General features: G+C 72.0%; 25 protein-coding genes and 5 tRNA genes. 21 read left to right on the forward strand and 9 right to left on the reverse strand.

All coding sequences use genetic code 11. The features are described from left to right. Positions 1 to 117 precede the first annotated feature (117 nt). Entirely contained in the window at positions 118 to 531 is a 414-nt protein-coding gene (locus OHV05_RS22815) for a roadblock/LC7 domain-containing protein (protein ID WP_057232378.1), read from the reverse strand. 10 nt (positions 532 to 541) lie between these two features. Next, entirely contained in the window at positions 542 to 4,294 is a 3,753-nt protein-coding gene (locus OHV05_RS22820) for a nitrate- and nitrite sensing domain-containing protein (RefSeq protein WP_405019304.1), read from the reverse strand. A gap of 562 nt (positions 4,295 to 4,856) precedes the next feature. On the opposite strand from OHV05_RS22820, the gene OHV05_RS22825 reads away from it, so the two are divergent. From OHV05_RS22825 to OHV05_RS22860, 8 genes are all read left to right on the forward strand, one after another. Next, on the forward strand, positions 4,857 to 5,081 hold the full coding sequence (locus tag OHV05_RS22825; protein ID WP_405019305.1) for a hypothetical protein: 225 nt from the start codon (positions 4,857 to 4,859) through the stop codon (positions 5,079 to 5,081). Between the two features lie 143 nt (positions 5,082 to 5,224). Continuing rightward, the gene (locus tag OHV05_RS22830) at positions 5,225 to 6,022 is read left to right on the forward strand and encodes a fumarylacetoacetate hydrolase family protein (protein WP_403042095.1); all 798 of its coding nucleotides are present in this window, start codon (positions 5,225 to 5,227) and stop codon (positions 6,020 to 6,022) included. 14 nt (positions 6,023 to 6,036) lie between these two features. Then, on the forward strand, positions 6,037 to 7,542 hold the full coding sequence (gene gltX, locus OHV05_RS22835; protein WP_405019306.1) for a glutamate--tRNA ligase: 1,506 nt from the start codon (positions 6,037 to 6,039) through the stop codon (positions 7,540 to 7,542). A 207-nt stretch (positions 7,543 to 7,749) separates the two neighbouring features. Then, a tRNA-Gln gene (locus tag OHV05_RS22840) sits at positions 7,750 to 7,821 on the forward strand. Between the two features lie 18 nt (positions 7,822 to 7,839). Next, positions 7,840 to 7,912 (forward strand) — tRNA-Glu (locus OHV05_RS22845). Positions 7,913 to 7,931: 19 nt separating this feature from the next. After that, a tRNA-Glu gene (locus tag OHV05_RS22850) sits at positions 7,932 to 8,007 on the forward strand. Positions 8,008 to 8,078: 71 nt separating this feature from the next. After that, positions 8,079 to 8,154 (forward strand) — tRNA-Glu (locus tag OHV05_RS22855). Positions 8,155 to 8,202: 48 nt separating this feature from the next. Then, positions 8,203 to 8,277, forward strand: a tRNA-Gln gene (locus OHV05_RS22860). 109 nt (positions 8,278 to 8,386) lie between these two features. On the opposite strand, the gene ndgR is transcribed toward OHV05_RS22860, so the two are convergent. Next, positions 8,387 to 9,100, reverse strand: coding sequence for an IclR family transcriptional regulator NdgR (ndgR, locus tag OHV05_RS22865; protein ID WP_057232382.1), 714 nt, complete (start codon positions 9,098 to 9,100; stop codon positions 8,387 to 8,389). A 232-nt stretch (positions 9,101 to 9,332) separates the two neighbouring features. Between ndgR and leuC the strand changes: the two genes are divergently transcribed. From leuC to OHV05_RS22885, 4 genes are all read left to right on the forward strand, one after another. Continuing rightward, a complete protein-coding gene (gene leuC, locus OHV05_RS22870) occupies positions 9,333 to 10,754 on the forward strand; it encodes a 3-isopropylmalate dehydratase large subunit (RefSeq protein ID WP_405019307.1) in 1,422 nt (473 codons plus the stop codon). Positions 10,755 to 10,760: 6 nt separating this feature from the next. Further along, complete coding sequence (gene leuD, locus OHV05_RS22875) at positions 10,761 to 11,357, forward strand: 3-isopropylmalate dehydratase small subunit (RefSeq protein WP_405019308.1); 597 nt, start codon at positions 10,761 to 10,763, stop codon at positions 11,355 to 11,357. Positions 11,358 to 11,548: 191 nt separating this feature from the next. Next, positions 11,549 to 11,773 (forward strand): hypothetical protein, encoded by a 225-nt coding sequence (locus OHV05_RS22880; RefSeq protein ID WP_405019309.1) that lies wholly within the window; start codon positions 11,549 to 11,551, stop codon positions 11,771 to 11,773. 133 nt (positions 11,774 to 11,906) lie between these two features. Continuing rightward, positions 11,907 to 12,623 (forward strand): HU family DNA-binding protein, encoded by a 717-nt coding sequence (locus tag OHV05_RS22885; RefSeq protein WP_405019310.1) that lies wholly within the window; start codon positions 11,907 to 11,909, stop codon positions 12,621 to 12,623. A 99-nt stretch (positions 12,624 to 12,722) separates the two neighbouring features. Here the strand turns inward: OHV05_RS22885 and OHV05_RS22890 are convergent, their stop codons facing one another. After that, a complete protein-coding gene (locus OHV05_RS22890) occupies positions 12,723 to 13,481 on the reverse strand; it encodes a GntR family transcriptional regulator (RefSeq protein ID WP_405019311.1) in 759 nt (252 codons plus the stop codon). A 164-nt stretch (positions 13,482 to 13,645) separates the two neighbouring features. Between OHV05_RS22890 and OHV05_RS22895 the strand changes: the two genes are divergently transcribed. Then, positions 13,646 to 13,876 carry a hypothetical protein gene (locus OHV05_RS22895; protein WP_405019312.1) on the forward strand — a complete coding sequence of 77 codons (231 nt, stop codon included), beginning with the start codon at positions 13,646 to 13,648 and terminating at the stop codon, positions 13,874 to 13,876. Continuing rightward, positions 13,873 to 14,136 (forward strand): hypothetical protein, encoded by a 264-nt coding sequence (locus OHV05_RS22900; protein ID WP_403042073.1) that lies wholly within the window; start codon positions 13,873 to 13,875, stop codon positions 14,134 to 14,136. The genes OHV05_RS22895 and OHV05_RS22900 overlap by 4 nt, the downstream gene beginning before the upstream one ends. A gap of 24 nt (positions 14,137 to 14,160) precedes the next feature. Here the strand turns inward: OHV05_RS22900 and OHV05_RS22905 are convergent, their stop codons facing one another. Together OHV05_RS22905 and cofC are read right to left on the reverse strand one after the other, a co-directional pair. Further along, complete coding sequence (locus OHV05_RS22905; protein WP_403042071.1) at positions 14,161 to 14,388, reverse strand: hypothetical protein; 228 nt, start codon at positions 14,386 to 14,388, stop codon at positions 14,161 to 14,163. A gap of 30 nt (positions 14,389 to 14,418) precedes the next feature. Beyond that, entirely contained in the window at positions 14,419 to 15,102 is a 684-nt protein-coding gene (gene cofC, locus OHV05_RS22910; RefSeq protein WP_405019313.1) for a 2-phospho-L-lactate guanylyltransferase, read from the reverse strand. A gap of 196 nt (positions 15,103 to 15,298) precedes the next feature. Between cofC and OHV05_RS22915 the strand changes: the two genes are divergently transcribed. Genes OHV05_RS22915 through OHV05_RS22925 form a run of 3 tightly spaced genes read left to right on the forward strand, consistent with a single transcriptional unit; the run spans position 15,299 to position 18,314 of the window. Continuing rightward, positions 15,299 to 16,117, forward strand: coding sequence for a lysophospholipid acyltransferase family protein (locus tag OHV05_RS22915; protein WP_405019314.1), 819 nt, complete (start codon positions 15,299 to 15,301; stop codon positions 16,115 to 16,117). Continuing rightward, the gene (locus OHV05_RS22920; RefSeq protein WP_405019315.1) at positions 16,114 to 17,115 is read left to right on the forward strand and encodes an NAD(P)H-dependent glycerol-3-phosphate dehydrogenase; all 1,002 of its coding nucleotides are present in this window, start codon (positions 16,114 to 16,116) and stop codon (positions 17,113 to 17,115) included. The genes OHV05_RS22915 and OHV05_RS22920 overlap by 4 nt, the downstream gene beginning before the upstream one ends. Before the next feature lie 59 nt (positions 17,116 to 17,174). Beyond that, positions 17,175 to 18,314, forward strand: coding sequence for a D-alanine--D-alanine ligase family protein (locus OHV05_RS22925; protein ID WP_405019316.1), 1,140 nt, complete (start codon positions 17,175 to 17,177; stop codon positions 18,312 to 18,314). 293 nt (positions 18,315 to 18,607) lie between these two features. Here the strand turns inward: OHV05_RS22925 and OHV05_RS22930 are convergent, their stop codons facing one another. Together OHV05_RS22930 and OHV05_RS22935 are read right to left on the reverse strand one after the other, a co-directional pair. Continuing rightward, entirely contained in the window at positions 18,608 to 19,105 is a 498-nt protein-coding gene (locus tag OHV05_RS22930) for a DUF3515 domain-containing protein (protein WP_405019317.1), read from the reverse strand. Positions 19,106 to 19,125: 20 nt separating this feature from the next. Continuing rightward, positions 19,126 to 19,359 carry an Lrp/AsnC family transcriptional regulator gene (locus OHV05_RS22935; RefSeq protein ID WP_057232247.1) on the reverse strand — a complete coding sequence of 78 codons (234 nt, stop codon included), beginning with the start codon at positions 19,357 to 19,359 and terminating at the stop codon, positions 19,126 to 19,128. A gap of 158 nt (positions 19,360 to 19,517) precedes the next feature. Between OHV05_RS22935 and OHV05_RS22940 the strand changes: the two genes are divergently transcribed. The 3 genes from OHV05_RS22940 (at position 19,518) to thiD (ending at position 22,569) form a co-directional block, all read left to right on the forward strand. Continuing rightward, on the forward strand, positions 19,518 to 20,489 hold the full coding sequence (locus OHV05_RS22940; RefSeq protein WP_403042054.1) for a thiamine-phosphate kinase: 972 nt from the start codon (positions 19,518 to 19,520) through the stop codon (positions 20,487 to 20,489). Between the two features lie 202 nt (positions 20,490 to 20,691). Continuing rightward, positions 20,692 to 21,717 carry a 6-phosphofructokinase gene (locus tag OHV05_RS22945; RefSeq protein WP_405019318.1) on the forward strand — a complete coding sequence of 342 codons (1,026 nt, stop codon included), beginning with the start codon at positions 20,692 to 20,694 and terminating at the stop codon, positions 21,715 to 21,717. A gap of 24 nt (positions 21,718 to 21,741) precedes the next feature. Continuing rightward, a complete protein-coding gene (thiD, locus tag OHV05_RS22950; protein ID WP_405019319.1) occupies positions 21,742 to 22,569 on the forward strand; it encodes a bifunctional hydroxymethylpyrimidine kinase/phosphomethylpyrimidine kinase in 828 nt (275 codons plus the stop codon). Positions 22,570 to 22,705: 136 nt separating this feature from the next. Here thiD and rpmB read toward each other — a convergent pair whose 3' ends face one another. Beyond that, positions 22,706 to 22,891: a 50S ribosomal protein L28 gene (gene rpmB, locus OHV05_RS22955; protein ID WP_082598345.1), complete on the reverse strand. Its 186-nt coding sequence runs from the start codon at positions 22,889 to 22,891 to the stop codon at positions 22,706 to 22,708. A gap of 308 nt (positions 22,892 to 23,199) precedes the next feature. Between rpmB and OHV05_RS22960 the strand changes: the two genes are divergently transcribed. Further along, on the forward strand, positions 23,200 to 24,813 hold the full coding sequence (locus OHV05_RS22960; RefSeq protein WP_405019320.1) for a DAK2 domain-containing protein: 1,614 nt from the start codon (positions 23,200 to 23,202) through the stop codon (positions 24,811 to 24,813). The last annotated feature ends 9 nt before the right edge of the window (positions 24,814 to 24,822 follow it).

Consider the following 24,822-nt stretch of genomic DNA (forward strand, 5'->3'; position numbering starts at 1 on the left):
GCAGGTTCCGGCTGGGTGAAGGCCAGCCGAGGCGGTGGTGTCAACCGCCCTGCGGCGGCTGACGGCTGGGGCGCCGGACCGGGTCGGTCGGTCCGGCGCATCGAGGTTGACGAACCGTCAGTGCAGGAGACTGCCCTGGAGTTCGGCGCGGAGTGCGGGGGTGAGGACGGCTCCGGCGCGGTCGACGAGGAGGGCCATTTCGTAGCCGACGAGGCCGATGTCGGAGTCGGGGGCGGCGAGGACGGCGAGGGAGGAGCCGTCGCTGACTGCCATGAGGAAGAGGAAGCCGCGTTCCATCTCGACGACGGTCTGGTTGACGTCGCCGCCCTCGAAGATCCGGCTGGCGCCGGAGGTGAGGGAGGTCAGGCCGGAGGCGACGGCGGCGAGCTGGTCGGCCCGGTCGCGGGGGAAGCCTTCGGACATGGCGAGCAGGAGACCGTCGGCGGAGACCACCACCGTGTGCGACACCCCGGGGGTGTTGTCCACGAAATTGGTGATCAGCCAGTTCAGGTTCTGTGCGGCCTGGCTCATCTGACTCAACTCAACGCTCCTGGTGATCTGGGCCGAACTCCCCGGAACCCGGGTTGCCCTGCGCACCGTTCTGCCGGCCGCCGCCGTTGCGGTGGCCTCCCCCGAAGCCGTCGAAGCCCTGCGGGCCACGGCTCTGCTGCTGCCCCTGGCCCGGCTGCTGCCCCTGGGCCTGCTCCGCGCCCGCCTGCCGGCCCTGCTGGATGCCGCGGCGCAGGTTGGTGAGCCGGCCGCGCACCTCCTCGGGGGCGCGGGAGACCTGCGGACCGGTCAGCGGCGCCGCCTCGGCGGTGCCGGAGACCAGGTTGGCCTGCGGGGTCCGCCGGGGCAGGCCCGACATGGTCAGCCCGTCGGAGGACGGCTCCCGGACCTGCTCGGCCCGGCGCCAGCGCTCGTCGTTGGCGGACGGCCGCCACGGCGCGTCCCCGAAGCCGGGGGCCCGCTGGGCCTGCTCCTGCTGGGGCGCCTGCGGCTGCTGCGGGCCCTGTGCCGGACCGGCCTGCTGCTGCGGACGCGGGGCGGCGCCCGGCTCGGTGAAGCCGGGGGCGGAGGTGCCGGGCCGCCGGGGCTGGTAGGACCGCGGACGGTCCTCCGGGCCACCGGGCTGGGCCGGACCCTGCTGCGGGGCCGGCCGGCCCTCGGTGCCCCTGGCCCGGCCGGGCAGCGGCTGGCCGCCGCCCTGACCGAGCGGGCCATGGCCCTGCTGGCCCTGACCCTGCTGGCGCGGGGCCTGCTGGCTCTGGGCCTGCGGGCGCTGACCGAAGTCCTGGCCCGGCCGGAGCCGGCCCGCCGACGCGTCCTGCGGACGCGTCCACTGCTGGGTGTCCTCCGCGCCGGGACCGGTCGGCAGCGCCATCGGCTGCTGCTGGACCGGCTGGGGGAGCGGCTGCGGGGCGTGCTGCTGCGGTGCCGGGGTGGGTACGGTGGGCAGCACCGGCTCGACCAGACCGAGCCCGAGCGGGTCGCGCGGGTCGATCTCGCTGGCCTCGAAGCGCGGCCGGGCGAACTGCGCGGTGGAGTCCGGTGCACCGGACTCCAGCGGCGCCGGGAACTGCTGCTGCTGCGGAGCCGGGGCCTGCTGCTGGACGGGAGCCTGCGGGGCCCCCTGCTCGAACGGCTGGCGCTGGGCCGGCTCCTGCGGACGGCGCCGCGCCGGGTCGGGCTGGGTGGCCCGGCCGTGCTGCGGCTGGTCGGCCCAGGCGGTGTCGGCGGCGTTCCCGGTGGGCCCGCCGACCGGCGGACGCTGCTGCCGGCCGGGGCCGGGACGGCCCTGACCGGGGCCCTGCTCCTGCGGGGCACGGCGCTGCTGACCCGCACCGGGGCCGGTCCGGCCCGGCAGGCCGGGCGCACCGGAGGCGCCGGGGACGCGCCGCGGCGGCAGGCCCTCGGCCGGGGTCTCGCGCAGTGCCTGCCCAGCCTCCCGGGTCGGCAGCGCGCCGGCCGGGGCACCGAACAGACCGCCGGCGCCGGGGGCGCCACCGGGACCGCCGGGGCGACCGCCCTGGAGCTGCGGACGAGCGCCCGGAGCGGCACCGGGGCCGCCCTGGCCGAGCGCGGCGGCACCACGGCCGGCCAGCGCCTCGGCGACGTTCGGACGGCCCTGCTGACGCGGCGTCGGACCGACGCCGCGCTGCTGCTTGCCCTGGGCGGAGCCGGGACGGCCGGGGCCGCGCCGGTCGCCGGAGGTGGTGACGTCGAGCGGGAGCATGACCAGCGCGGTGGTGCCGCCGGAGTCGCTCGGGCGGAGCTGGATCCGGATGCCGTGACGGAGCGACAGCCGGCCGACCACGAACAGGCCCATCCGGCGGGAGACCGAGACGTCCACCACGGGCGGGTTGGCCAGGCGCTCGTTGATGTCGGCCAGGTCGTCGGGGGAGAGGCCGATGCCGGTGTCGTGGATCTCGACCAGCACCCGGCCGTCCGGCAGCGCGTGGCCGGTGACCCGGACCCGGGTCTGCGGGCTGGAGAACGAGGTGGCGTTCTCCAGCAGCTCGGCGAGCAGGTGGACGAGGTCGTTGACGACCCGGCCCGCGACCTCGGCCGACGGCACCGAGGCGAGCTCGATGCGCTCGTACTGCTCCACCTCGGAGGCGGCGGCACGGAGCACGTCGACCAGCGGGACGGGGCGGGTCCAGCGGCGGCCCGGGTCCTCGCCCGCGAGGACGAGGAGGTTCTCGCCGTTACGGCGCATACGGGTCGCGAGGTGGTCGAGCTTGAACAGGTTGGCCAGCTGGTCCGGGTCCGCCTCGCGGCTCTCCAGCTCGGAGATCAGCGACAGCTGACGCTGGATCAGGCCCTGGCTGCGGCGCGAGAGGTTGGTGAACATCGCGTTGATGTTGCCTCGGAGCAGCGCCTGCTCGGCGGCCAGCGAGACCGCCTGCTTGTGCACCATGTCGAAGGCGTGCGCCACGTGGCCGATCTCGTCCGCCGAGTCGACACCGACGGGTTCGACGGTGACGTCGACGTCGTGCGGGTCGCTCTCGGAGAGGGTCTTGACCAGCTCGGGCAGCCGCCGCTCGGCGACGTCCTCGGCCGCGACCTGCAGCCGGGTCAGCGAGCGCACCATGCCGCGGGCCACCAGGGCGGCGCCGGCGATGGCGACGATCAGCACCAGGGCGATCAGCGCACCGTTGACCAGGGCCTCGGTGTCGGCCGCGTCCTGGAGCTCGCCGGCCTTGCCGTCCAGCGCCTCCAGCAGCTTGGTCTCGCTCTTCTGCTGCGCGTTGATCTTCACGCTGGCCTGGTCGTACCAGAGCTTGTACGAGAGCGAGTCGGTCTGCTTGATGCCGTTCGCGGTGAGGACCCGCTTGGTGTAGCGGTCCGAGTCGGCGATCTGCTGATTGCGGGCCATCCCGGCGTTCAGCGCCTGGGCCTCACTGTCACCGTAGATCGCGGTGAAGTTGGTGAGCGCGTTGCCCTCGGAGATCTGCAGCCGGATGCCGAAGGTCTCGTCGGAGGGGCTCAGGTTCGGACCCTGCGGGTTGGCCAGCGCGGCGCTGATCAGCGCGCGCTGCATGGAGGTGTTCTCCTTGGCCAGCGAGAACTGCTGCAGGGCGCGGGTGATCTTGACCAGCTCGGTCGAGTTCGAGGCGATCGCGATGTCCTGCGTGATGGACAGCAGGTTCTTGATGATCACGTCGTAGTTGGTGATCGTCGCCTGGATGTTGTTGGTGTCCCGGTACGCGTTGCTGCGGGCCTCGGCGAGCTGGTTGAGGTCGCGGCGGACCTGCAGCAGCAGGGCCTTGCCACCGGCCAGGTCGAGCTCGTCGAAGTTGTCCGAGCTGGCCGCGAACGCCTTGCTCAGCGCGTCGGAGTTCTTCCGGGCGGTGACGATGTCGTCGTCCTTGGCCCGCTCGGCCGCGTGCTCGAGACCGCCGTTGGTGATCGGGCCCGCACTGATGTCGCGCTCGGTCTGCAGGGCGCTGGCCAGGGCGGTGGCCTTCTTGGCCAGGTCGGCGAGGTTGGCCATCTGGGAGAGCTGGCTGGAGTTCTGCAGCGAGGCCTCGACCCGGAGGCCGCCCAGGACCAGCGCGACCACCACGGGGAGCAGCAGCAGGGCGATCAGACGGGTACGGATCCGCCAGTTGCGCATCGCGAACCGGCGCAGACCGGTGGCCCGGCGCCGGGTCAGCGTGTTGCGCAGCCGGGAGCGACCGCGCTGCTCGGACTCCGTGCCCTCCGGGCCGTCCTGCGGCTCGGGCTCACCGCCGCCGACTATCTGCTCACCGGGGCCGGTGAGCGGCGTTGCCTGGTGGGGGCCTGCCACGGGCTCACGCGACTCCGGGTCTCCCGCGGCGCCGCTGCCCCTCTTGAAACGTCCCTGCACTGGCGTCGCAACCTCTGGACCGGGCGCCCCTCCCCGCTTGCGCGGATGGGGCGGTGTCGAGTTTTTCCGTCGCATTCCAGCACAGCGGGAGAAGTCCAACAAGGGGCGTTACCTGTCGGTGTCCTGGGCTACCCACTGCGCGCACCGTCTCACTGAGTGTGCGGCAATCGGGCCGGAATACCACCCTTTTCGGACACTCGCCGGATACATGCCAACTGGACCCCGGATCCCCCGGAGTCGCAGACGTTCCTGAATGTCCGAGATATCGGAATTGTCGGCATGGCCCGTCGGTGCGAAATGCCGGGGATGGCGGCATTGTCCGGCAATTTGTGAGCAAAATCACAGCGGAAATATGTAGCCGTGATCAGGATGCCTGTGGAAAGAGCATCCGTTGCCCCGCCGCCGGACCGTCTACCCTGGAGCGCTGTGCCCAGGCGTCAGCCTGCCCAGAATCACCGTCGCCGACTCCTCCGAGCGGCCCCGAACCCAGAGGTGTGACGCAATGTCCCAGCCGGCGAACCAGGCCACCACGTCCGTGTCCGCGAGCGGCTCGACCGCCAATCCGCGCCGGACTTCGCTGGCCTCGATCGAGGACTTCGGGCAGCTGCCCGGCCTGCGCGCCTCGCAGGGCCCGCGCGAGTACGCGACCGACCTGCCGATGGTCACCGCCAACCCGCGCCGCACCGTGCTGTCGGTCGCCCCGGCCCCGCGCCGGCCGCGCGACTGACCCGCGCCCGGCTCCGTTCCGAGCACCGCCCGAGGGGCGCCGACCCGCACACCGCCGGGTCGGCGCCCCTCTCGCGATAGCCTGGGGACCGTTCGAGCAGGGCCCGGTCGGCCGGCGCCCGACAGACCGAGAGGCTCCCCACCGTGCGCATTGCCAGGTTCTCCGTCCGGGAAGGGAGTCCTGCCGCCGGCAGCGTCTCCTTCGGCGTGGTGGAGGGTGACCCCACCCAGCCCGAGTCGCTGGTGGTGCACGGCCTGGCCGGCCACCCGATCGTCTCGATGCAGCTCAGCGGCGAGAGCTACCGGATGCAGGACATCCGGCTGCTGTCGCCGATCCTGCCCAACAAGGTGGTCGCGGTCGGCCGCAACTACGCGGCGCACGCCAAGGAGCTCGGCAACGAGGTCCCGGACGTCCCGCTGACCTTCTTCAAGCCCTCCACCGCCGTGATCGGCCCGACCGAGGCGATCGCGTACCCGCCGTTCTCCTCGGACGTCCAGCACGAGGCCGAACTCGCCGTGGTGATCGGCCGGATGGGCCGCGAGGTGCCGCTGGAGCGGGTGCCCGAGATCATCTTCGGCTACACCTGCGCGAACGACGTGACCGCCCGCGACGTCCAGCAGCGCGAGGGCCAGTGGGCCCGCGCCAAGGGCTTCGACACCTCCTGCCCGCTCGGCCCGTGGATCGAGACCGAGCTGGACCCGAGCGACCTGGCGATCACCTGCACCGTCAACGGTGAGCTCAAGCAGACCGGCCGGACCTCCCTGATGGTCCGTTCGATCGCCGAGCTGATCGTGCACATCTCGGAGGCCATGACCCTGCTGCCCGGTGACGTCATCCTCACCGGCACCCCGGCCGGGGTCGGCCCGCTCAACGTCGGCGACGAGGTCGCCGTCTCCATCGAAGGCATCGGCACTCTCGCCAATAAGGTCATCTCTCGCTGAAAAGAGCTGTAAGCGTGGCTAACACCGAGCTGGACCCGACCGTCCGGGTCCGCTTCTGTCCCTCCCCGACCGGCAACCCGCACGTGGGCCTGGTCAGGACCGCCCTCTTCAACTGGGCCTTCGCCCGCCACCACGGCGGCAAGCTGGTGTTCCGGATCGAGGACACCGACGCGGCCCGGGACTCCGAGGACTCGTACCACCAGCTGCTGGACGCGATGCGCTGGCTCGGCTTCGACTGGGACGAGGGCCCCGAGGTCGGCGGCCCGCACGAGCCGTACCGGCAGTCGCAGCGGATGGACATCTACGCCGACGTCGCCCGCAAGTTGCAGGAGGGCGGCCACGCCTACCACTGCTACTGCTCCACCGAGGAGCTGGACGCCCGCCGCGAGGCGGCCCGGGCGGCCGGCAAGCCCTCCGGCTACGACGGCCACTGCCGTGAGCTGAGCGCCGATCAGGTCGAGGTCTACCGGCAGGAGGGGCGTCAGCCGATCCTGCGGTTCAGGATGCCCGACTCGACCATCGTCTTCGACGACCTGGTCCGCGGGAAGCTCAGCTTCGAGCCGGAGAACGTGCCGGACTACGGCATCGTCCGGGCCAACGGCGCGCCGCTGTACACCCTGGTCAACCCGGTGGACGACGCCCTGATGGGCATCACCCACGTGCTCCGCGGCGAGGACCTGCTCTCCTCGACGCCGCGTCAGATCGCCCTCTACGCCGCGCTGGCCGAGATCGGCGTCGGCGACGGCTCCACCCCGCGCTTCGGCCACCTGCCGTACGTGATGGGCGAGGGCAACAAGAAGCTGTCCAAGCGCGACCCGCAGGCCAGCCTCAACCTGTACCGCGAGCGCGGCTTCCTGCCCGAGGGCCTGCTCAACTACCTGGCGCTGCTGGGCTGGTCGCTCTCCGAGGACCAGGACCGGTTCTCCATGGAGGAGTTCGTCGCGGCCTTCGACATCGCCAAGGTGAACGCCAACCCGGCCCGCTTCGACCTGAAGAAGTGCGAGTCGATCAACGGCGACCACCTTCGCCTGCTCGCGCCGGACGAGTTCGTCCGCCGCCTGGTGCCGTACCTGCAGGCCCCCGGCCTGCTGCCGGCCGAGCCGACCGCCGAGCAGCTCGACCTGCTCGCCGCGGTGGCGCCGCTCACCCAGGAGCGGATGGTCGTGCTGAGCGAGATCGTCACCATGGCGGGCTTCCTCTTCGTCGACCCGGCCGACTTCACGGTGGACGCCGAGGACGCGGCCAAGGCGCTCACGGCGGAGGCCCGCCCGGTGCTGACCGCCAGCGTCGCGGCGCTGACCGAGCTGGCCGACTTCACCCCCGAGCCGATCCAGGCGGCGCTGCGCGCGGCCCTGGTGGACGGCCTGGGCATCAAGCCCAAGTTCGCCTTCACCCCGCTCCGGGTGGCCGTCACCGGCCGCCGGGTCTCCCCGCCGCTCTTCGAGTCGATGGAGCTGCTCGGCCGCGCCGAGACGCTGCGCCGGCTGACGGCGGCGCTGGAGCTGACGCCGGAGGCGTGATCCGGCCCGCTCCGAGGGGCTGCGTTGACCAGCGACGCAGCCCCTCGGGGCACTGCCTGCGGTTATGGATTTTGGAGCGGGGCCGGGTGTCGGGTAATGTTCTTTCTGCGCCGCCCGGGAGGGACAGGGCGAGGGACCAGAAACCTCGCCAGGAACAGACCAGCGGTCGCAACGCCGAGAAAAACCCCGTCAGGGGTTGAACTCTGGTGGGGTATGGTGTAATTGGCAGCACGAGTGATTCTGGTTCATTTAGTCTAGGTTCGAGTCCTGGTACCCCAGCGCAGTATCGAAGTACAAGCCCCCGTTGTGTAGCGGCCTAGCACGCTGCCCTCTCACGGCAGTAGCGCCGGTTCGAATCCGGTCGGGGGTACGCAACAAATCGAGATCAAGCCCCCGTTGTGTAGCGGCCTAGCACGCTGCCCTCTCACGGCAGTAGCGCCGGTTCGAATCCGGTCGGGGGTACCAGATCCTCTCCACTGTCACCACCGGACGAGTTCGCAACCCCGGTCCTGACGAAGCATGGGATCACCAAGTTTGCCCCCGTTGTGTAGCGGCCTAGCACGCTGCCCTCTCACGGCAGTAGCGCCGGTTCGAATCCGGTCGGGGGTACCAGAGCGGAACGGCCGGTGGGCGTCGCAGCCCACTGGCCCGATGCTTTGTTGGGGTATGGTGTAATTGGCAGCACGAGTGATTCTGGTTCATTTAGTCTAGGTTCGAGTCCTGGTACCCCAGCCAGTAGTACGGCCCCGGTGATCCGGGGCTTTTCTGCGTTCCGGGACGGGCGCGGGAGAGCGGAAGAACGGCCCCCTCGGGGGCCGTTCGGCGTTTCCGGGACGGACGGGGTCTAGCCGCGGCGCAGGGCCTCGGTGAGGCGGTTGGCGGACTCGATGATGGCCTGGGCGTGCATCCGGCCGGGGTGGCGGGTCAGGCGCTCGATCGGGCCCGAGACCGAGACGGCGGCCACCACGCGGTTGGAGGGGCCGCGGACGGGGGCGGAGACGGACGCCACGCCCGGCTCGCGCTCGCCGATCGACTGGGCCCAGCCGCGCCGCCGGACGCCGCTCAGGGCGGTCGCGGTGAACCGCGCGCCCTGGAGGCCGCGGTGCAGGCGCTCGGGCTCCTCCCAGGCCAGCAGGACCTGGGCGGCGGAGCCGGCCTTCATCGGCAGCGTGGAGCCGACCGGCACGGTGTCGCGCAGACCGGAGAGCCGCTCGGCGGCGGCCACGCAGATCCGCATCTCGCCCTGCCGGCGGTAGAGCTGGGCGCTCTCGCCGGTGACGTCGCGCAGGTGTGTGAGCACCGGCCCGGCGGTGGCGAGCAGGCGGTCCTCGCCCGCCGCGGCGGAGAGCTCGGAGAGTCGGGGGCCGAGGATGAAACGGCCCTGCATGTCCCTGGTGACCAGGCGGTGGTGTTCGAGTGCGACGGCGAGTCGGTGGGCGGTGGGCCGCGCCAAACCGGTGGCGGCGACCAGCCCCGCCAACGTGGCGGGGCCCGACTCCAGTGCGCTGAGCACCAGAGCGGCCTTGTCGAGAACGCCGACGCCGCTAGAGTTGTCCATGCCCTGATACTGCAGTCTCATTCCGCGAGACGCAAGTTCAATTCTCCGGGAAAAGCGCCACTCTTGGTGGAGCAGCCCGGGAGACACCCAGCTTCGGACCATCATCCAACGTCCGCATGCTGGACACGATCCGGCGTGCAGGTCGTCCGGACCAGCGCCTCACCAGGGCGGGCGGACACACGACCTCGATCACACGAGAAGGCCGGCAGAGCGGCCGGCTGGAGGGAAAGCGATGGGACGGACACTCGCAGAGAAGGTCTGGGACGACCACGTCGTCCGGCGCGCCGAGGGCGAGCCCGACCTGCTCTACATCGACCTGCACCTGCTGCACGAGGTGACCAGCCCGCAGGCCTTCGACGGTCTCCGGCTGGCCGGCCGGAAGGTCCGCCGGACCGATCTGACGATCGCGACCGAGGACCACAACACCCCGACGCTGGACATCGACAAGCCGATCGCGGACCCGGTCTCCCGGGTCCAGCTGGAGACGCTGCGCGCCAACGCCGCCGAGTTCGGGGTCCGGATCCACTCGCTCGGCGACATCGAGCAGGGCGTCGTGCACGTGGTCGGCCCGCAGCTCGGTCTGACCCAGCCCGGCACCACGGTGGTCTGCGGCGACTCGCACACCTCCACCCACGGCGCCTTCGGGGCGCTGGCGTTCGGCATCGGCACCAGCCAGGTCGAGCACGTGCTGGCCACCCAGACGCTGCCGCTGGCCCCGTTCAAGACTATGGCGATCACGGTCGAGGGCGAGCTGCCCGACGGCGTCACCGCCAAGGACCTGATCCTGGCCATCATCACCAGGATCGGCACCGGCGGCGGCCAGGGCTACGTCCTGGAGTACCGCGGTTCGGCGATCCGCGGCCTCTCCATGGAGGCCCGGATGACGATCTGCAACATGTCGATCGAGGCGGGCGCCCGGGCCGGCATGATCGCCCCGGACCAGATCACCTTCGACTACCTGGAGGGCCGCCCGCACGCCCCCAAGGGCGCCGAGTGGGACGCGGCGGTGGAGTACTGGCGCACGCTGGCCACCGACGAGGACGCGGTCTTCGACGCCGAGGTGTTCATCGACGCCACCGAGCTGACCCCGTTCGTCACCTGGGGCACCAACCCGGGCCAGGGCGCGCCGCTGGGCGCCAACGTGCCGGACCCGGCCTCGTTCGCCGACCCCTCGGAGCGGGTCGCGGCCGAGAACGCGCTCAAGTACATGGGCCTGGAGGCCGGTACGCCGCTGCGCGAGGTCAAGGTCGACGCGGTCTTCGTCGGCTCCTGCACCAACGGCCGGATCGAGGACCTGCGGGCCGCCGCGGCCATCGTCGAGGGCCGCACCATCGCCGAGGGCGTCCGGATGCTGGTCGTCCCCGGCTCGGTCCGGGTCGCCCTGCAGGCGATCGAGGAGGGCCTGGACAAGGTCTTCACCGCCGCCGGCGCCGAATGGCGGCACGCGGGCTGCTCGATGTGCCTGGGCATGAACCCGGACCAGCTGGCGCCGGGCGAGCGCTGCGCCTCGACCTCCAACCGCAACTTCGAGGGACGGCAGGGCAAGGGCGGCCGTACCCACCTGGTGTCCCCTCAGGTCGCCGCCGCCACCGCTCTGCTGGGCCGGCTGGCCGCACCCGCCGATCTGTCGTCCGACGTCGCTGTGGAGGTCTGAGCAGCCATGGAGAAGTTCACCACGCACACCGGCCGGGCCGTTCCGCTGCGCCGCAGCAATGTCGACACCGACCAGATCATCCCGGCGCACTGGCTGAAGAAGGTCACCCGGACGGGATTCGAGGACGGGCTGTTCGAGGCCTGGCGCAAGGATTCCGAGTTCATCCTCAACCAGCCCGAGCGACAGGGTGCCTCGGTGCTGGTGGCCGGTCCCGAGTTCGGTACCGGTTCCTCGCGCGAACATGCGGTCTGGGCACTTCAGAACTACGGTTTCCAGGCTGTCATCTCGTCCCGATTCGCCGACATCTTCCGCGGTAACTCGCTGAAGAACGGTCTGCTCACCGTACTGCTGCCGCAGGAGACGGTGGATCAGCTGTGGGCCCTGACCGAGGCCGATCCGACCGTCGAGATCACCGTTGACCTGGAGACCAGGGAGGTCCGCGCCCCCGGCGTGACCGCCTCTTTCGAGTTGGACGACAACGTCCGCTGGCGTCTGCTCAACGGTCTGGACGACATCAGCATCACGCTCCAGAACGAAGGCGACATCGCCGAGTTCGAGGCCACCAGGCCGGGCTTCAAGCCGCGTACGCTGCCGGTGCTCTGAGCCCCTGATTCCTGACGGTCCGCCGGATGGCCCACCCCTCCCGAGGGGTGGGCCATCGGTCTGTTCCGGGCCCGAGTTGAGCTCCGGATAAACCCCCGGGCAGCGCAACTCCGTACAGATGGCACAATCGTTGCATGCACCGGCACCATGAACCTCCGTACGGGGACTGCGAACCAGCGTCCTCGGAGGGGATGGGCGACCCGGAAGTCACCGCGCTCTTCGCGCTGGTGGCCGAGCGGTTGAAGCAGGCACATGCCCGCGTTCATGCGCTGAACGTGTCAACCGAGGCAAAGACCGCTCTCACCCGCCAACTGTTGATCGTCACCGAGACCGCCAAGCGCGATCTTCCGGGGGCGGCAAGGCGGTTGGCGCGCTTTGTGCAAGACCTCGACGAGGGGCGCCCGCCACTCGGATGAGGTCCCGGACGCGCAAATCCATTGCGACACTAGGGTGATTCGCGCGTTTGGTAATTGAAACTCCGCAGATACATACCTAACGTGCGAATTGAACGGATGGAATCATCCGGCGCCCGTTTCCGAAGGGGAAGACGTGAACAAGGCTCAGCTTGTCGAAGCGGTGGCCGAGCAGCTGGGCGGTCGCAAGGCTGCCGCAGAGGCCGTCGACGCAGTGCTCGACACCATGGTGCGTGCCGTTGTGGCCGGTGACCGGGTGTCGGTCACCGGCTTCGGCACCTTCGAGAAGGTCGACCGCTCCGCGCGGTTCGCCCGCAACCCGCAGACCGGCGAGAAGGTCAAGGTCAAGAAGACCGCCGTGCCGCGCTTCCGTCCCGGCCAGGGCTTCAAGGACCTGGTCAGCGGCAGCAAGAAGCTGCCGAAGGAGGGTCCGTCGGTCAAGAAGGCGCCCAAGGGCTCCCTCACCCCGGGCAAGAGCGGCACCACCGCCGCCGTCAAGCGTGCCGCGACCAAGCGTGCCGCCACGGCCGCCGCCGCTGCTCCGGCCAAGCGCACCGCGGCCAAGAAGGCCACCACCGCGGCGAAGACCACGGCGGTCAAGACCACCGCGGCGAAGAAGACCACGGCGACCGCCGCCAAGAAGGCGACGGCGGTCAAGAAGACGGCGGCGGCCAGCAAGACCACCGCCGCGAAGAAGACCACCGCGGTCAAGAAGACCACGGCGGCCAAGACCACCGCGGCGGCCAAGAAGGCCGCTCCCGCCAAGAAGGCGACGGCGGCGGCGAAGAAGACCGCCCCCGCGAAGAAGACCGCCACGCGCAAGACCACCGCGCGCCGGTCCACCGCCAAGTAGTTCTGGCGATCGGTCAACCGACGGCGGGTCAATCCGCCGTGAGCCGTGGCGGCTCGCATCCGGGTCATTCCCGGAGCGGGCCGCCACGGCTCTTTTCGGTCAGGACCCCTGACGGCCGATCGGGAGTTCGTAGCTGATGTCCCAGCGCGAATCCGGCACCACCAGCTCGGCGGTCTCCACTGCCCGGCCGTCCGCGTCGTAGTAGGTGCGCTCGATCAGCGTCACCAGGTCGCCGGCCGACACCCCGAGCAGGTTGGCCTGCTGCGCGGTGGCGCGGGAGGGGCGGGTCCGCTCCAGCGCGCGCTCCACCTGCACCCCGATCGCCGCCATCCGGCGCACCACGCCCTGGCCGGCCAGCGGGCCGTACTCGGGACAGATCACCGGCGAGCCCTCGGTCAGCGCCAGCGGCTCCCAGCTGTTGGCGAGCAGGACGGGCTGACTGTCGATCAGGAACTCGTAGACCGTGTGCACCGTCGGCGTCCCGGGCTCCAGGCCCAGCCGGGCGGCCGCCTCGGGCGGGGCGGGGACGTTGGTCCCGGTGCTGGACTCCCAGCTGCCGGTGCCGTCGATCTCGCCCAGGTCGGCCCGGAAGGACGCCGGGGTGCCGATCCTGGAGCGGACCATCGCGCGCCGCGGCACCGGGCGGCGGACGTAGGTGCCTGAGCCGCTGCGGCCCTCCAGCAGGCCCTCGGTGATCAGCAGCTGCTGGGCGCGCTGCAGCACGTTCGGGTCGACGTCGTACTCGATCGCCAGCTTGGCGCGGGACGGCAGGACGTCGCCGATCTGCCACTCGCCCAGGTCGATGCGGCGGCGCAGATCGGCGGCGATGCGCTGGTACTGGCGCTCAGCAGGTGACATCTGGCTCTCCCGGCGGCAGGCACGACCCGACCGAGTTCGGCAGGGCGGGTGATTCAGCGTTGACAATCTAATGCATCAGGTGGAATCTAATTACTTAGATTCACGTTCCGTAACCAGCTGCTCGCGGGGAGAGTCGTTGCGTGCGAACCACCAGGGTGTTTGACGTGGCGAACCGCCTGGCCAGGGCCACCGGAGGGCGGCCCAGGATCCGCGTCGGGCTGGACGGCGGCTGGCGGCTGTACCTGGTGCTGCCCGACGGGCTGAGCGCCGAGGCGCAGCTCACGGTGCTGGATCTGCTGGCCGGGGCGGACCGCTTCGGCCACGACCGGACCGACACCGCGCAGCGGGTCTGGGCCGACTTCGACCGTGACCACGAGCAGGAGCCGCAGCTGTGAACACCCCCGGAGCCTTCACCGTCTCCATCGAGGACATCGCCGCCCCCGCGACCTTCACCCACCTCCAGGACGCGCTGAACGCCCTCTGGGAGGCCCTCCGGGTGCTGCCGCTGGGCTGGAACCAGTTCGAGGCCTACCGGTTCTTCCTCGGCGACGGAGCGGTCGAACGGGTCACGGAATTCCTCGATCGCGACGGCGAATTGACGCTCAGTTTCGCGATCGGCGGCCGGTCCCACCTGATCGAGGTGACCCGGGCCTGAGCCCGGCCGGGCGGCGCGGGGGCGTCAGCTCGCCCGGTCCGCCGGGTCGGGGAAGGTCTGCAGGGTCAGGAAGACCACCCGGCGGGCCTCGCCGCTGCCCTCGGTGCGGATCCGCAGCCGCTGGCCGGGGCGGAGCAGCCGCAGGCCGCCGGCGTCGAAGGCCGGGGCGTCGAACGGGACGGGGGTGCCGTCGTCCAGGAGGACCGAGCCGGTGCGGGTGGCTGGGTCGAAGGTGTACGAGGTGGCCTGCATGGCAGCAGCATAGCGACGGGCCCGCGGCCGTCAGGAGCAGACCGGAGCGCAGGCGACGGCGGCGGTGTGCGGCCCGACCCCGAGCGCCAGGGCGGCCAGCAGGTCCGCCCCGGTGTCCACGTCCCGGCGCACCGAGACCACGTCGTCCGGGCTGAGCTCGGCGGCGCCGCCGGCCGCGTGCCGGGCCCGCGAGCCGTCGCCGAACCGGGGGGCCAGCGCGCTGCCGGGCGGGCAGGCCAGCAGGGTGGTGCCGAGCCCGGGGGAGTCGGCCAGGAAGCACCGCCCGCCGTGCGCCGAGGCGGCCGCCAGCACCCGGGCCAGTTCGGCGCTGCGCAGGGCCGGCAGGTCGGCCGAGAGCACCGCCAGCGGGGCGTCCGGCGCCAGCCGCCGGGCCAGCGCGGCGCCGTGGTCGAGCGCCGGGTTGAGCCCGCCGCCGGGTTCGTCCGTCACCACCAGCGCCCCCAGCCGGGCCAGCTGCGCACCGGCCAGCGCGTCCTGGGTGACCACCAGCACCCGGGCCACCAGCGGGCAGGCCAGCGCGGCCGTCACGGTGTCCAGCGCGAACGCCAGCGCCAGCGCGGGCCGGTGCGCACCGGCGAACGGCGCCAGCCGGCTCTTCGCCAGGGCGAGCGGCTTCACCGGCAACACCAACGACCACTCGGGGTGGGGCGTGGGCACGGGCGGCACTGCGGGGCGTACGGTGTCCTGGGTCATCGGCGCCATTCTCGCGCCGGTGGCGGACCGCTGACCAGGCGGCCCGGCCGGAGCGAGGTGTGACGCCTCCCGGGCCGGGGCGGCCGGTAAGCCGCTCGACAGCGAGGGGGCCAGTGGTGAGACTGGTCCGCGCCCCGAGGGACGACGAACGACCTGCGGTACCCCACGTGCCGCAGCCCGAGGAAGAGGAGCAGGAGTGGCTCGCCGCTCGTACGCCAGGTTCGGCAACGCCGACTACGGGATCTGGTACCGCTTCGCGGCCGCACTCGTGAAGCCGGTGACCACCGCCCTGGTGAAGCCGGACTGGCGCGGTTGGGAGCACCTGCCCGAGCGCGGCGGTTTCCTGGTGGTGGTGAACCACAACTCGCTGATCGACCCGGTGGTCTACGCGCACTGGCAGTACAACAGCGGCCGGCCGCCCCGGATGCTCGGCAAGGCCGGGCTGTTCTCGGTGCCGTTCATCGGCTTCATGCTGAAGAAGACCGGCCAGATCCCGGTGTTCCGCGAGTCCACCGACGCGGCCAAGGCGTTCCGCGCCGCGATCTCCGCCGTCGAGCAGGGCCAGTGCGTGCAGTTCTACCCCGAGGGCACCCTCACCCGGGACCCGGACGTCTGGCCGATGACCGGCAAGAGCGGCGCGGCCCGGGTCGCGCTGATGACCGGCGCGCCGGTCATCCCGGTCGCGCACTGGGGCGCCCACGAGATCATCCCGCCGTACGGCCGGGGCGGTAAGGGCAAGTTGAACCTCTTCCCCCGGCACAAGGTGACCGTGGCCGCCGGGCCGCCGGTGGACCTGACCCGGTACCAGGGGCAGGAACTGACCGCCGAGGTGCTCCGGGACGCCACCGAGGACATCATGACCGCGATCACCGGGGTGCTCGCGGACATCCGCGGCGAGCAGCCGCCGGCCGAGCGCTACGACATGCGGAAGGCGGCCCAGCAACGGGCCGACGACCACGCCGCCAAGAAGGACCGCGCGGCGGGCCACCGGAACGACGAGGAGACCACCAAGTGACCCGCTGCGCCGTGTTCGGGACCGGGTCCTGGGGGACCGCCTTCGCGATGATCCTGGCCGACGCCGGCTGCGAGGTGACCCTGTGGGGCCGCCGCCAGGAGTTGGTGGACGCGATCAACGCCACCCACGTCAACCCGGACTACCTGCCCGACACCCGGCTGGCGGAGAGCGTCCGGGCCACCACCGACCCCGCCGAGGCGCTGGCCGGGGCGGAGTTCGCGGTGCTCGCCGTGCCCTCCCAGACGCTCCGTCAGAACCTCGCCGCCTGGGCCCCGCTGCTCGGCCCCGAGACGGTGCTGGTCTCGCTGATGAAGGGCATCGAACTCGGCACCGCCAAGCGGATGTCCGAGGTGATCCAGGAGATCGCCGAGGTCGGCCCCGAGCGGGTCGCCGTGGTCAGCGGCCCCAACCTGGCGCTGGAGATCGCCAACAAGCAGCCCGCCGCGAGTGTGGTCGCCTGCACCGACGAGCTGGTCGCCAAGCGGCTCCAGACGGCCTGTCACACGCCTTACTTCCGCCCGTACACCAACACCGACGTGGTCGGCTGCGAGCTCGGCGGCGCGGTGAAGAACGTGATCGGCCTGGCGGTCGGGATGGCCGACGGGATGGGCCTGGGCGACAACACCAAGGCGACCCTGATGACCCGTGGGCTGGCCGAGATCACCCGGCTCGGCCTGACCCTGGGCGCCGACCCGCACACCTTCGCCGGGCTGGCCGGGATGGGCGACCTGGTGGCCACCTGCTCCTCGCCGCTCTCCCGCAACCACACCTTCGGCACCAACCTCGGCCGCGGCATGACGGTCGCCGAGACCATCGCCGCCACCAGCCAGACCGCCGAGGGCGTCAAGTCCTGCGAGTCGGTGCTCGACCTGGCCCGCCGGCACGGGGTCGACATGCCGATCGTGGCGGCCGTGGTGGACGTGGTGCACCACGGCCGGCCCACCCAGGAAGTGCTGGCCGGGCTGATGGCCAGGTCGGCGAAGCCCGAACGCCACTGAACTCACCACCGCGCGGGTGACTTTCGCCGAAAGACCCGCACGGTAGTCTCGAACACGATATGAGCATCGAAAAGACCTCCCCCAACGCGGCCAAGCCGCGCGTTGCGATCGTCTTCGGCGGCCGCAGCTCCGAGCACGGCATCTCGGTCGTCACGGCCGGCAGTGTGCTCAGGGCGATCGACCGGAGCAAGTACGAGGTGCTGCCGATCGGCATCACCCATGAGGGCCGCTGGGCCCTGGTCGGCGACGAACCGTCCCGGATGGCCATCACCGAGGGGAAGCTCCCCGACGTCGACGCCGTCTCCGAATCCACCGAGGGCCAGGTCACGCTGCCCGGCAGCCCGGCCAGCCGCGAGGTGGTCTGGAGCGAGCCCGGCGCCACGCCGAAGGTGCTCGGCGAGGTCGACGTGGTGCTGCCGCTGCTGCACGGCCCGTGGGGCGAGGACGGCACCATCCAGGGCCTGTTGGAGCTCTCCGGCGTCCCGTACGTCGGCTCCGGCGTGCTGGCCAGCGCGGCCGGCATGGACAAGGAGTTCACCAAGCGGATCCTGGAGTCGCACGGCATCGGGGTCGGCCACTACACCGTGGTCCGCCCGCGTGAGTGGGAGACCGAGGCCGGTCGCACCGCCGCCCGGGAGCGGATCGCCGCGCTCGGCCTGCCGCTCTTCGTCAAGCCGTGCCGGGCCGGCTCCAGCATGGGCATCACCAAGGTCAAGGACCTGGCCGACCTGGACGCCGCGATCGACGAGGCCCGCCGGCACGACCCCAAGGTGATCGTCGAGCTGGGCGTGGACGGCCGCGAGATCGAGTGCGGCGTGCTGGAGTTCCAGGACGGTCCGCGGGCCAGCCTGCCGGCCGAGGTGCTGGTCGACGGGGACTACGAGTTCTACGACTTCGAGGCGAAGTACATCGACTCCTCCGAGGTGCAGATCCCGGCCCGGCTGACCGAGGCCGAGACGGCCGAGATCCGCCGGCAGGCGGTGCTCGCCTTCGACGCGCTCGGCTGCGAGGGCCTGGCCCGGGTCGACTTCTTCCTGCTCCCCGACGGCAGCTGGATCGTCAACGAGATCAACACCATGCCCGGCTTCACCCCCATCTCGGCCTACCCCAAGATGTGGGAGGCCACCGGCCTGCCCTACCCGGAGCTGATCGACCGCCTCCTCACGGCAGCCCTGAACCGCTCCACGGGCCTGCGCTGACCTTTGGCACGAGGTGCACCCTCAGGGGCTCGGGGCTCTGCTGTTGTGCGGCTCCGCCGCGTGGGCGCACGTGGTGCACCGCCAGGGGCTCGGGGCTCTGCCGATGTGCGGCTCCGCCGCGTGGGCGACGCCGGCCTTTGCAAGGTGATCGTCGCGTAGGTGGTCAGGCACTTTCGTAGTGACCCCGGCGCCAGATCTCCTCGCAGTTCCCCGAGCCCCTGGACCGTAGATCCTCAGGCGCCTGCCTATGGTGCAGCCCCGAGCCCCTGGGCAATCGACTGTTGAGCGCCTGCCTAGAGGCCGTCGGGGACGGTGGCCTTGATGGCGTCGGTCAGGGAGCTGAGCGGGTCGATGTAGTTGGGGTAGGCGCCCGGGGGGACGGTGACCTCGACGTAGGTCTTCCGCAGGGTGGTGACGAAGCGGTAGCCGCCGTCGGGGTCACGGGTCATGCCCCACTGGACGTCGTTGACCTCGGGGGCGGAGGCCAGCGGGTCGTCGTTCAGGTAGTCGGGCCGGGCCAGCCCGCACCGGAGCACCGTCCGGGGCGAGCTGTCCCAGCCGGCGGTGTACGGCGAGGCGGGTGACGGGTCGTCACGGTGGTGGCCGAGCACCGAGCCGGGCAGGGCCCGGTCGAGTGCTTCGCAGAAGCCCGCCTCGGCGGCACGGGGTGTCGGGGGAGTGACGTCGGCGGGCAGGCTCCAGCTCCAGCCGAGCAGACCGGTGCAGGTCAGCAGGACGGCGGGCGGGACGCCCCAGCGGACGGCGGCGGGCAGGCTCCGGAGACGGGTCACCCCGCGATGGTAGCCAGGCCCTACAAGCGGACCACCGGGCAGGTCAGCGTCCGGGTGATGCCCTCGACCTGCTGGACCTGGGCGACCACCAGGCGGCCGAGGTCGTCGATGGTCTCGGCCTCGGCGCGCACGATCACGTCGTACGGCCCGGTGACGTCCTCGGCGGTGAGCACTCCGTCGATCTTGGCGATCGACTGGGCCACAGCGGTGGCCTTGCCCACCTCGGTCTGGATCAGGATGTATGCCTGTACCACGGGGGACCTCCAGCGGGGTGGGCTGATCGGCAGTCTGATCACCACGCTACCGCCCGGTGGGCCGGGTACGGGAGACCCCGGTACCGCCCGAGGGCGTACGCTGCGCGCGGGGGCGCGCAGGAGCGGCCTGGAGTCAGGTCAGTGAGAGAGGACGGCAGATGCAGGGGACCGTGGGCGAGCTCGGCGAGTTCGGACTCATCAGGGAGCTCACCGCCCGGCTGCCGCTCACCCCGGCCGTGGAGCTCGGGCCGGGTGACGACGCGGCCGTGGTGAAGACGCCCGACGGCCGGGTGGTGGCCAGTACCGACGTGCTGATCGAGGGCCGGCACTTCCGCCGGGACTGGTCCACCGCGTACGACGTCGGCCGCAAGTGCGCCGCGCAGAACCTGGCCGACATCGCCGCGATGGGGGCGGTGCCGACCGCGATCCTGCTCGGCCTGGTCACCCCGGGCGATCTGCCGACCACCTGGGCCACCGAGCTGATGGACGGCCTGCGGGACGAGTGCCAGGTGGCGGGGGCCACCGTGGTCGGCGGCGACGTGGTGCGCGGGGAGACCATCACGCTGGCCATCACCGCGCTCGGCGACCTGCAGGGCCGGGCCCCGGTGAAGCGCTCCGGCGCCCAGCTCGGCGACGTGGTCGCGGTGACCGGCTGGCTGGGCTGGTCCGCCGCCGGGCTGACCGTGCTGTCCCGGGGCTTCCGCTCGCCGCGGGCCTTCGTCGAGGCACACCGCCGTCCGGAGCCGCCGTACCACGCGGGCCCGGCCGGGGCCGACCTCGGCGCCACCTCGATGATCGACGTGAGCGACGGTCTGGTGGCCGACCTGGGCCATGTCGCGAAGGCCAGCGGGGTGGACATCGACCTGCGCGCGGCGGACTTCGACGTGCCTGCCCAGATGGCGGACATCGGCCAGGCGGTCGGGGTCGATCCGCTTGTATGGGTGCTGTCCGGCGGGGAGGACCACGCGATCGTGGCCACCTTCCCGAGCACCGTCCAGCTGCCCGCCCGATGGCGTGTGGTCGGTGAGGTGGTGCGCACGGCGAGCGCGGCCCGGGGTGGACAGGTCACCGTGGACGGCGCTCCGTGGGACCGGGCCGGCGGCTGGGATCACTTCGCTGCGGAGCAGTGAGGTCGACGCTGTGCTGCGGAGCAGTGACATCGACGCTGTGCTGCGGAGCAACGGTGCCGGAGCGCAGGATTTGAGCTGACGACAGGTCGGGCGGGTAGCCTGTCGCTGTCGGCATGTCCGGTCTGTCCGGGGTGTCCGGTTCGTATGAGAATCCATCAACTCGGGGGCCTGCGCTGCCCCAGGAGCGGGAGAGCACACCCCCATGAGAATCGGTGTCCTGACCAGCGGTGGAGACTGCCCCGGCCTCAACGCGGTGATCCGCTCGGTGGTCCATCGCGGCACGGACGTGCACGGCGACGAGATCATCGGGATCGAGGACGGCTTCCTCGGCCTGATCGAGGGCCGCACCCGGCCCGTCTCGCACGACGACGTGACCGGTCTGCTCACCCTGGGCGGCACCATCCTGGGCTCGGCCCGGGTGCAGCGGGAGCGGATCGACTGGGCGGTGGAGAACGCCGGGCTGCTGGCGAAGAACATCGGCATCGACGCGCTGATCGCGATCGGCGGCGAGGGCACCCTGACGGCCGCCAAGATGTTCAGCGACGCCGGGCTGCCGGTGGTCGGCGTACCGAAGACCATCGACAACGACATCGACGCCACCGACGTGACCTTCGGCTTCGACACCGCCGTGCACGTGGCCACCGAGGCGATCGACCGGCTGAAGACCACCGCCGAGTCGCACCAGCGGGTGATGGTGGTCGAGCTGATGGGACGTCACACCGGCTGGATCACGCTCACCGCCGGGATGGCCGGTGGCGCGCACGGGATCCTGATCCCGGAGAAGCCGTTCGACATCGAGGCGGTGGCCCGGATGATCGAGGAGCGCTTCCAGCGCGGCAAGAAGTTCGCCATCATCGCGGTCGCCGAGGGGGCCGAGCCGATGCCCGGCACGCTCCGCTTCGACCACGGCGCGGTCGACCAGTACGGTCACCAGACCTTCGGCGGGATCGGCACCCGGCTCGCGCACGAGCTGGAGGACCTGCTCGGCAAGGAGTCCAGGCCGGTCATCCTCGGGCACACCCAGCGCGGCGGCACGCCCACCGCGCGGGACCGGGTGCTGGCCACCCGGTTCGGCTGGCACGCCGTGGAGGCCGTGCACAAGGGTGCCTTCGGGCACTTCACCGCGCTGCGCGGCACCGAGATCGTGCTGGCCCCGGTGGCCGAGGCGGTCACCCGGCTGAAGACCGTGCCGCAGGACCGCTGGACGGAGTCCGAAGCCGTCCTCTGACGGATGTTCGGTAGGTTGGCGGGCATGGTTGCTCCTCCTCGCGTACGCACGGTGGCCGGCTCGACGGCGCCTCCCAGAGTCCTCACCGTGGCCGGTTCGGACTCCGGGGGCGGAGCCGGCATCCAGGCCGATCTCAAGACGATGCTCGCGCTCGGTGTGCACGGCATGAGCGTGCTCACCGCCGTCACCGCGCAGAACTCGGTCGGGGTCCAGGGCTACTGGGAACTCCCGGCCGAGGCGGTCCGGGCCCAGTTCCGCAGTGTGGTCGACGACATCGGCGTGCAGGCCGTGAAGACCGGCATGCTCGCCTCGGTCGCCCTGGTGGAGACCGTCTCCGAGCTGCTCGCCGGGGTGGACGCCCCGGTGGTGGTCGACCCGGTCGGCGTCTCCAAGCACGGCGACGCGCTGCTGGCCGCCGAGGCGGTGGCCACCGTACGGGAGCGGCTGCTGCCGGTGGCCACCCTCGCCACGCCCAACCTGCACGAGGTGACCCAGCTCACCGGCATCGAGGTGACCGGCGAGCGGGACATGGCGGCGGCCGCCGAGGCGCTGCTCGGCCACGGACCGGCCTGGGTGCTGATCAAGGGCGGCCACCTCGAAGGGGAGGCCGCCGACCTGCTGGTCGGCGCCGACGGCTCGGCGCACTGGTACCGGGCGCCCCGGCACGACAACCGGCACACCCACGGCACCGGCTGCACCCTGGCCAGCGCGATCGCGTCCGAGCTCGCCAAGGGCGCGGCGATGCCGGCGGCGGTGGCGGCCGCGAAGGCGTACGTCACCGGTGCGATCGAGGGCGGCTTCGCGCTGGGCGCGGGCATCGGCCCGGTGGACCACGCCTGGCAGTGGCGCTGACCCGGTTCCGGAAACGACCGAAGGGCGGGCCCGGGGGCCCGCCCTTCAACCGGTACACGGCAAGGCAGTAAGACAGAAAGCCGACCCACCCGAGGGTGAATCGGCGATCTGGAGGACCGGCTAACCGGTCTGCGCGTCAGCGCGAGACCTTACCGGCCTTGATGCACGAGGTGCAGACGTTGAGCCGCTTCGGCGTCCGACCGACCGTCGCACGCACCGTCTGAATGTTGGGGTTCCAACGACGGGGAGTACGGCGGTGCGAGTGGGAGATGCTGTTGCCGAAGCCCGGCCCCTTGCCGCAGACGTCGCAGTTGGCAGCCACAGGAGTCACTCCAAGACTTCAGATCATTTACGTTCGAAAACCCCGGCTGAACCAACTCGGGCCACTCGCGTGGACCGGACCGCTTCAAGGGGTGAGCCCGGACTGTTCCGGGCAACCGGGAGAGCATACAACGCCGAATCCCGTTCAACGAAACTACCACGGTCCGGCCCTTGATCATCCCCGGCAGCCCTCCGGCCAGCACCGATCCCCACCCGCTCCGGATAACCTGCCAACATCGCCCCTTGCCACCGCGTTCACCCGTGTCCCCGCCCGGGGTTCGGGTCGCGTTCACCCGGAGGAGAGACCTGGTGCTGGACACGCTCGACGCCACCACCGTCCGCACCTGGTGCCGCCTCGCCCTGACCGCGCTCGGCCAGGCCCGCGAGGAGATCGACGCCCTCAACGTCTACCCCGTGCCGGACGGTGACACCGGCACCAACCTCTACCTCACCGTGGAGTCGGCCGCCGAGGCGGTCGAGCAGTGCTTCGCGGAGCAGGGCGACCCCGGGCTCGGCGCCGCGATGAGCGCGGGCGCCCGGGGCGCGCTGATCGGCGCCCAGGGCAACTCCGGGGTGATCCTGGCCCAGTGGCTGCGCGGCCTGGCCGAGGTGCTCGCGCTCGGCGGCGAGCCCGCCGACCTGCGGAAGGGGCTGCAGCGGGCCGCCGAGTCCGCCTACCAGGCGGTCGCCGAACCGGTCGAGGGCACCCTGCTCACCGTCGCGGCCGCCGCCGCCCGGGCCGCCGCCCAGGGCGCGGGCTCGCTGGCCGAGGCCACCGACGCCGCCTACCGGGCCGCCCGGGAGGCGCTGCTGCGCACCCCCTCCCAGCTCGCCGTCCTCGCCGAGGCCGGGGTGGTGGACGCCGGCGGGCGCGGACTGGTCGCCATCCTCGGGACCCTCTCGGACGCCGTCACCGGCAAGACCCCGATGGGGCCGCTCCGGCAGGAGTTCGTCCGTGAGGTCCGCCCGGCCGGCTGCGAGGGGCACGAACGCCCGCCCGGCCCCGGCCACCCCGCCTTCGAGGTGATCTACCTGCTGGAAGCCCCCGACCGGACCCTGCCGAGGCTCCGCGCCGAGCTGGCCGGGCTCGGCGACTCGCTGGTGGTCGGCGGCGGCGACGGCCTGTGGAACGTCCACGTGCACGTGGACGACGCGGGCGCCGCCGTCGAGGCCGGGGTGCGGGCCGGCCGGCCGTACCAGATCCGGATCACCCACTTCGCCGAGGCCGCCGCCCGGGCCGGCGAGCGGCGGGAGACCACCGTCGGCCGGGCCGTGCTCAGCGTGGTGACCGGCGCCGGCCTGGCCGAACTCTGCGAACGGGCCGGCGCCCAGGTCCTGCACGCCGACCCGGACCGGCCGCCGGCCAGTGCCGAACTGGTCACCGCCGTCCGCCGCTGCGCCGCGCACGAGGTGGTCCTGCTGCTCAACGACCCCGAGCTGCGGGCCGCCGCCGGAGCCGCCGCCGACCAGCTCCGGCAGGACGGCGTACGGATCGCGGTGCTGCCCACCCGCTCGCCGGTGCAGGGCCTGGCCGCGCTCGCCGTGCACGAGCCCGCCCGCCGGTTCGACGAGGACGTGGTGGCGATGACCTCCGCCGCCGGGGCCACCCGGTACGCCGAACTCGCCGTCGCCGAGGGCGAGTCCTGGACCATGGCCGGGGTCTGCCAGGCCGGCGACGTGCTCGGCCTGATCGACGGCGACGTGGTGGTGATCGGCGCCGACCTGGTCGCCATCGGTGAGGAACTGCTCGGCCGGATGCTGGCGGCCGGCGGCGAGCTGGTCACCCTGGTGCTCGGCGAGGGCGCCCCCGCCGAGCTGGCCGACCGGCTGGTCGCACACGCCCGCGGGCAGCGCCCCGAGGTGGACACCGTGGTCTACGACGGCCGCCAGCAGTCGGCCACCCTGCTGATCGGGGTCGAGTGACCCGGGCTG

The organism is Kitasatospora sp. NBC_00070 (genome assembly GCF_045041205.1).
Classification (GTDB): Bacteria; Actinomycetota; Actinomycetes; order Streptomycetales; family Streptomycetaceae; genus Kitasatospora.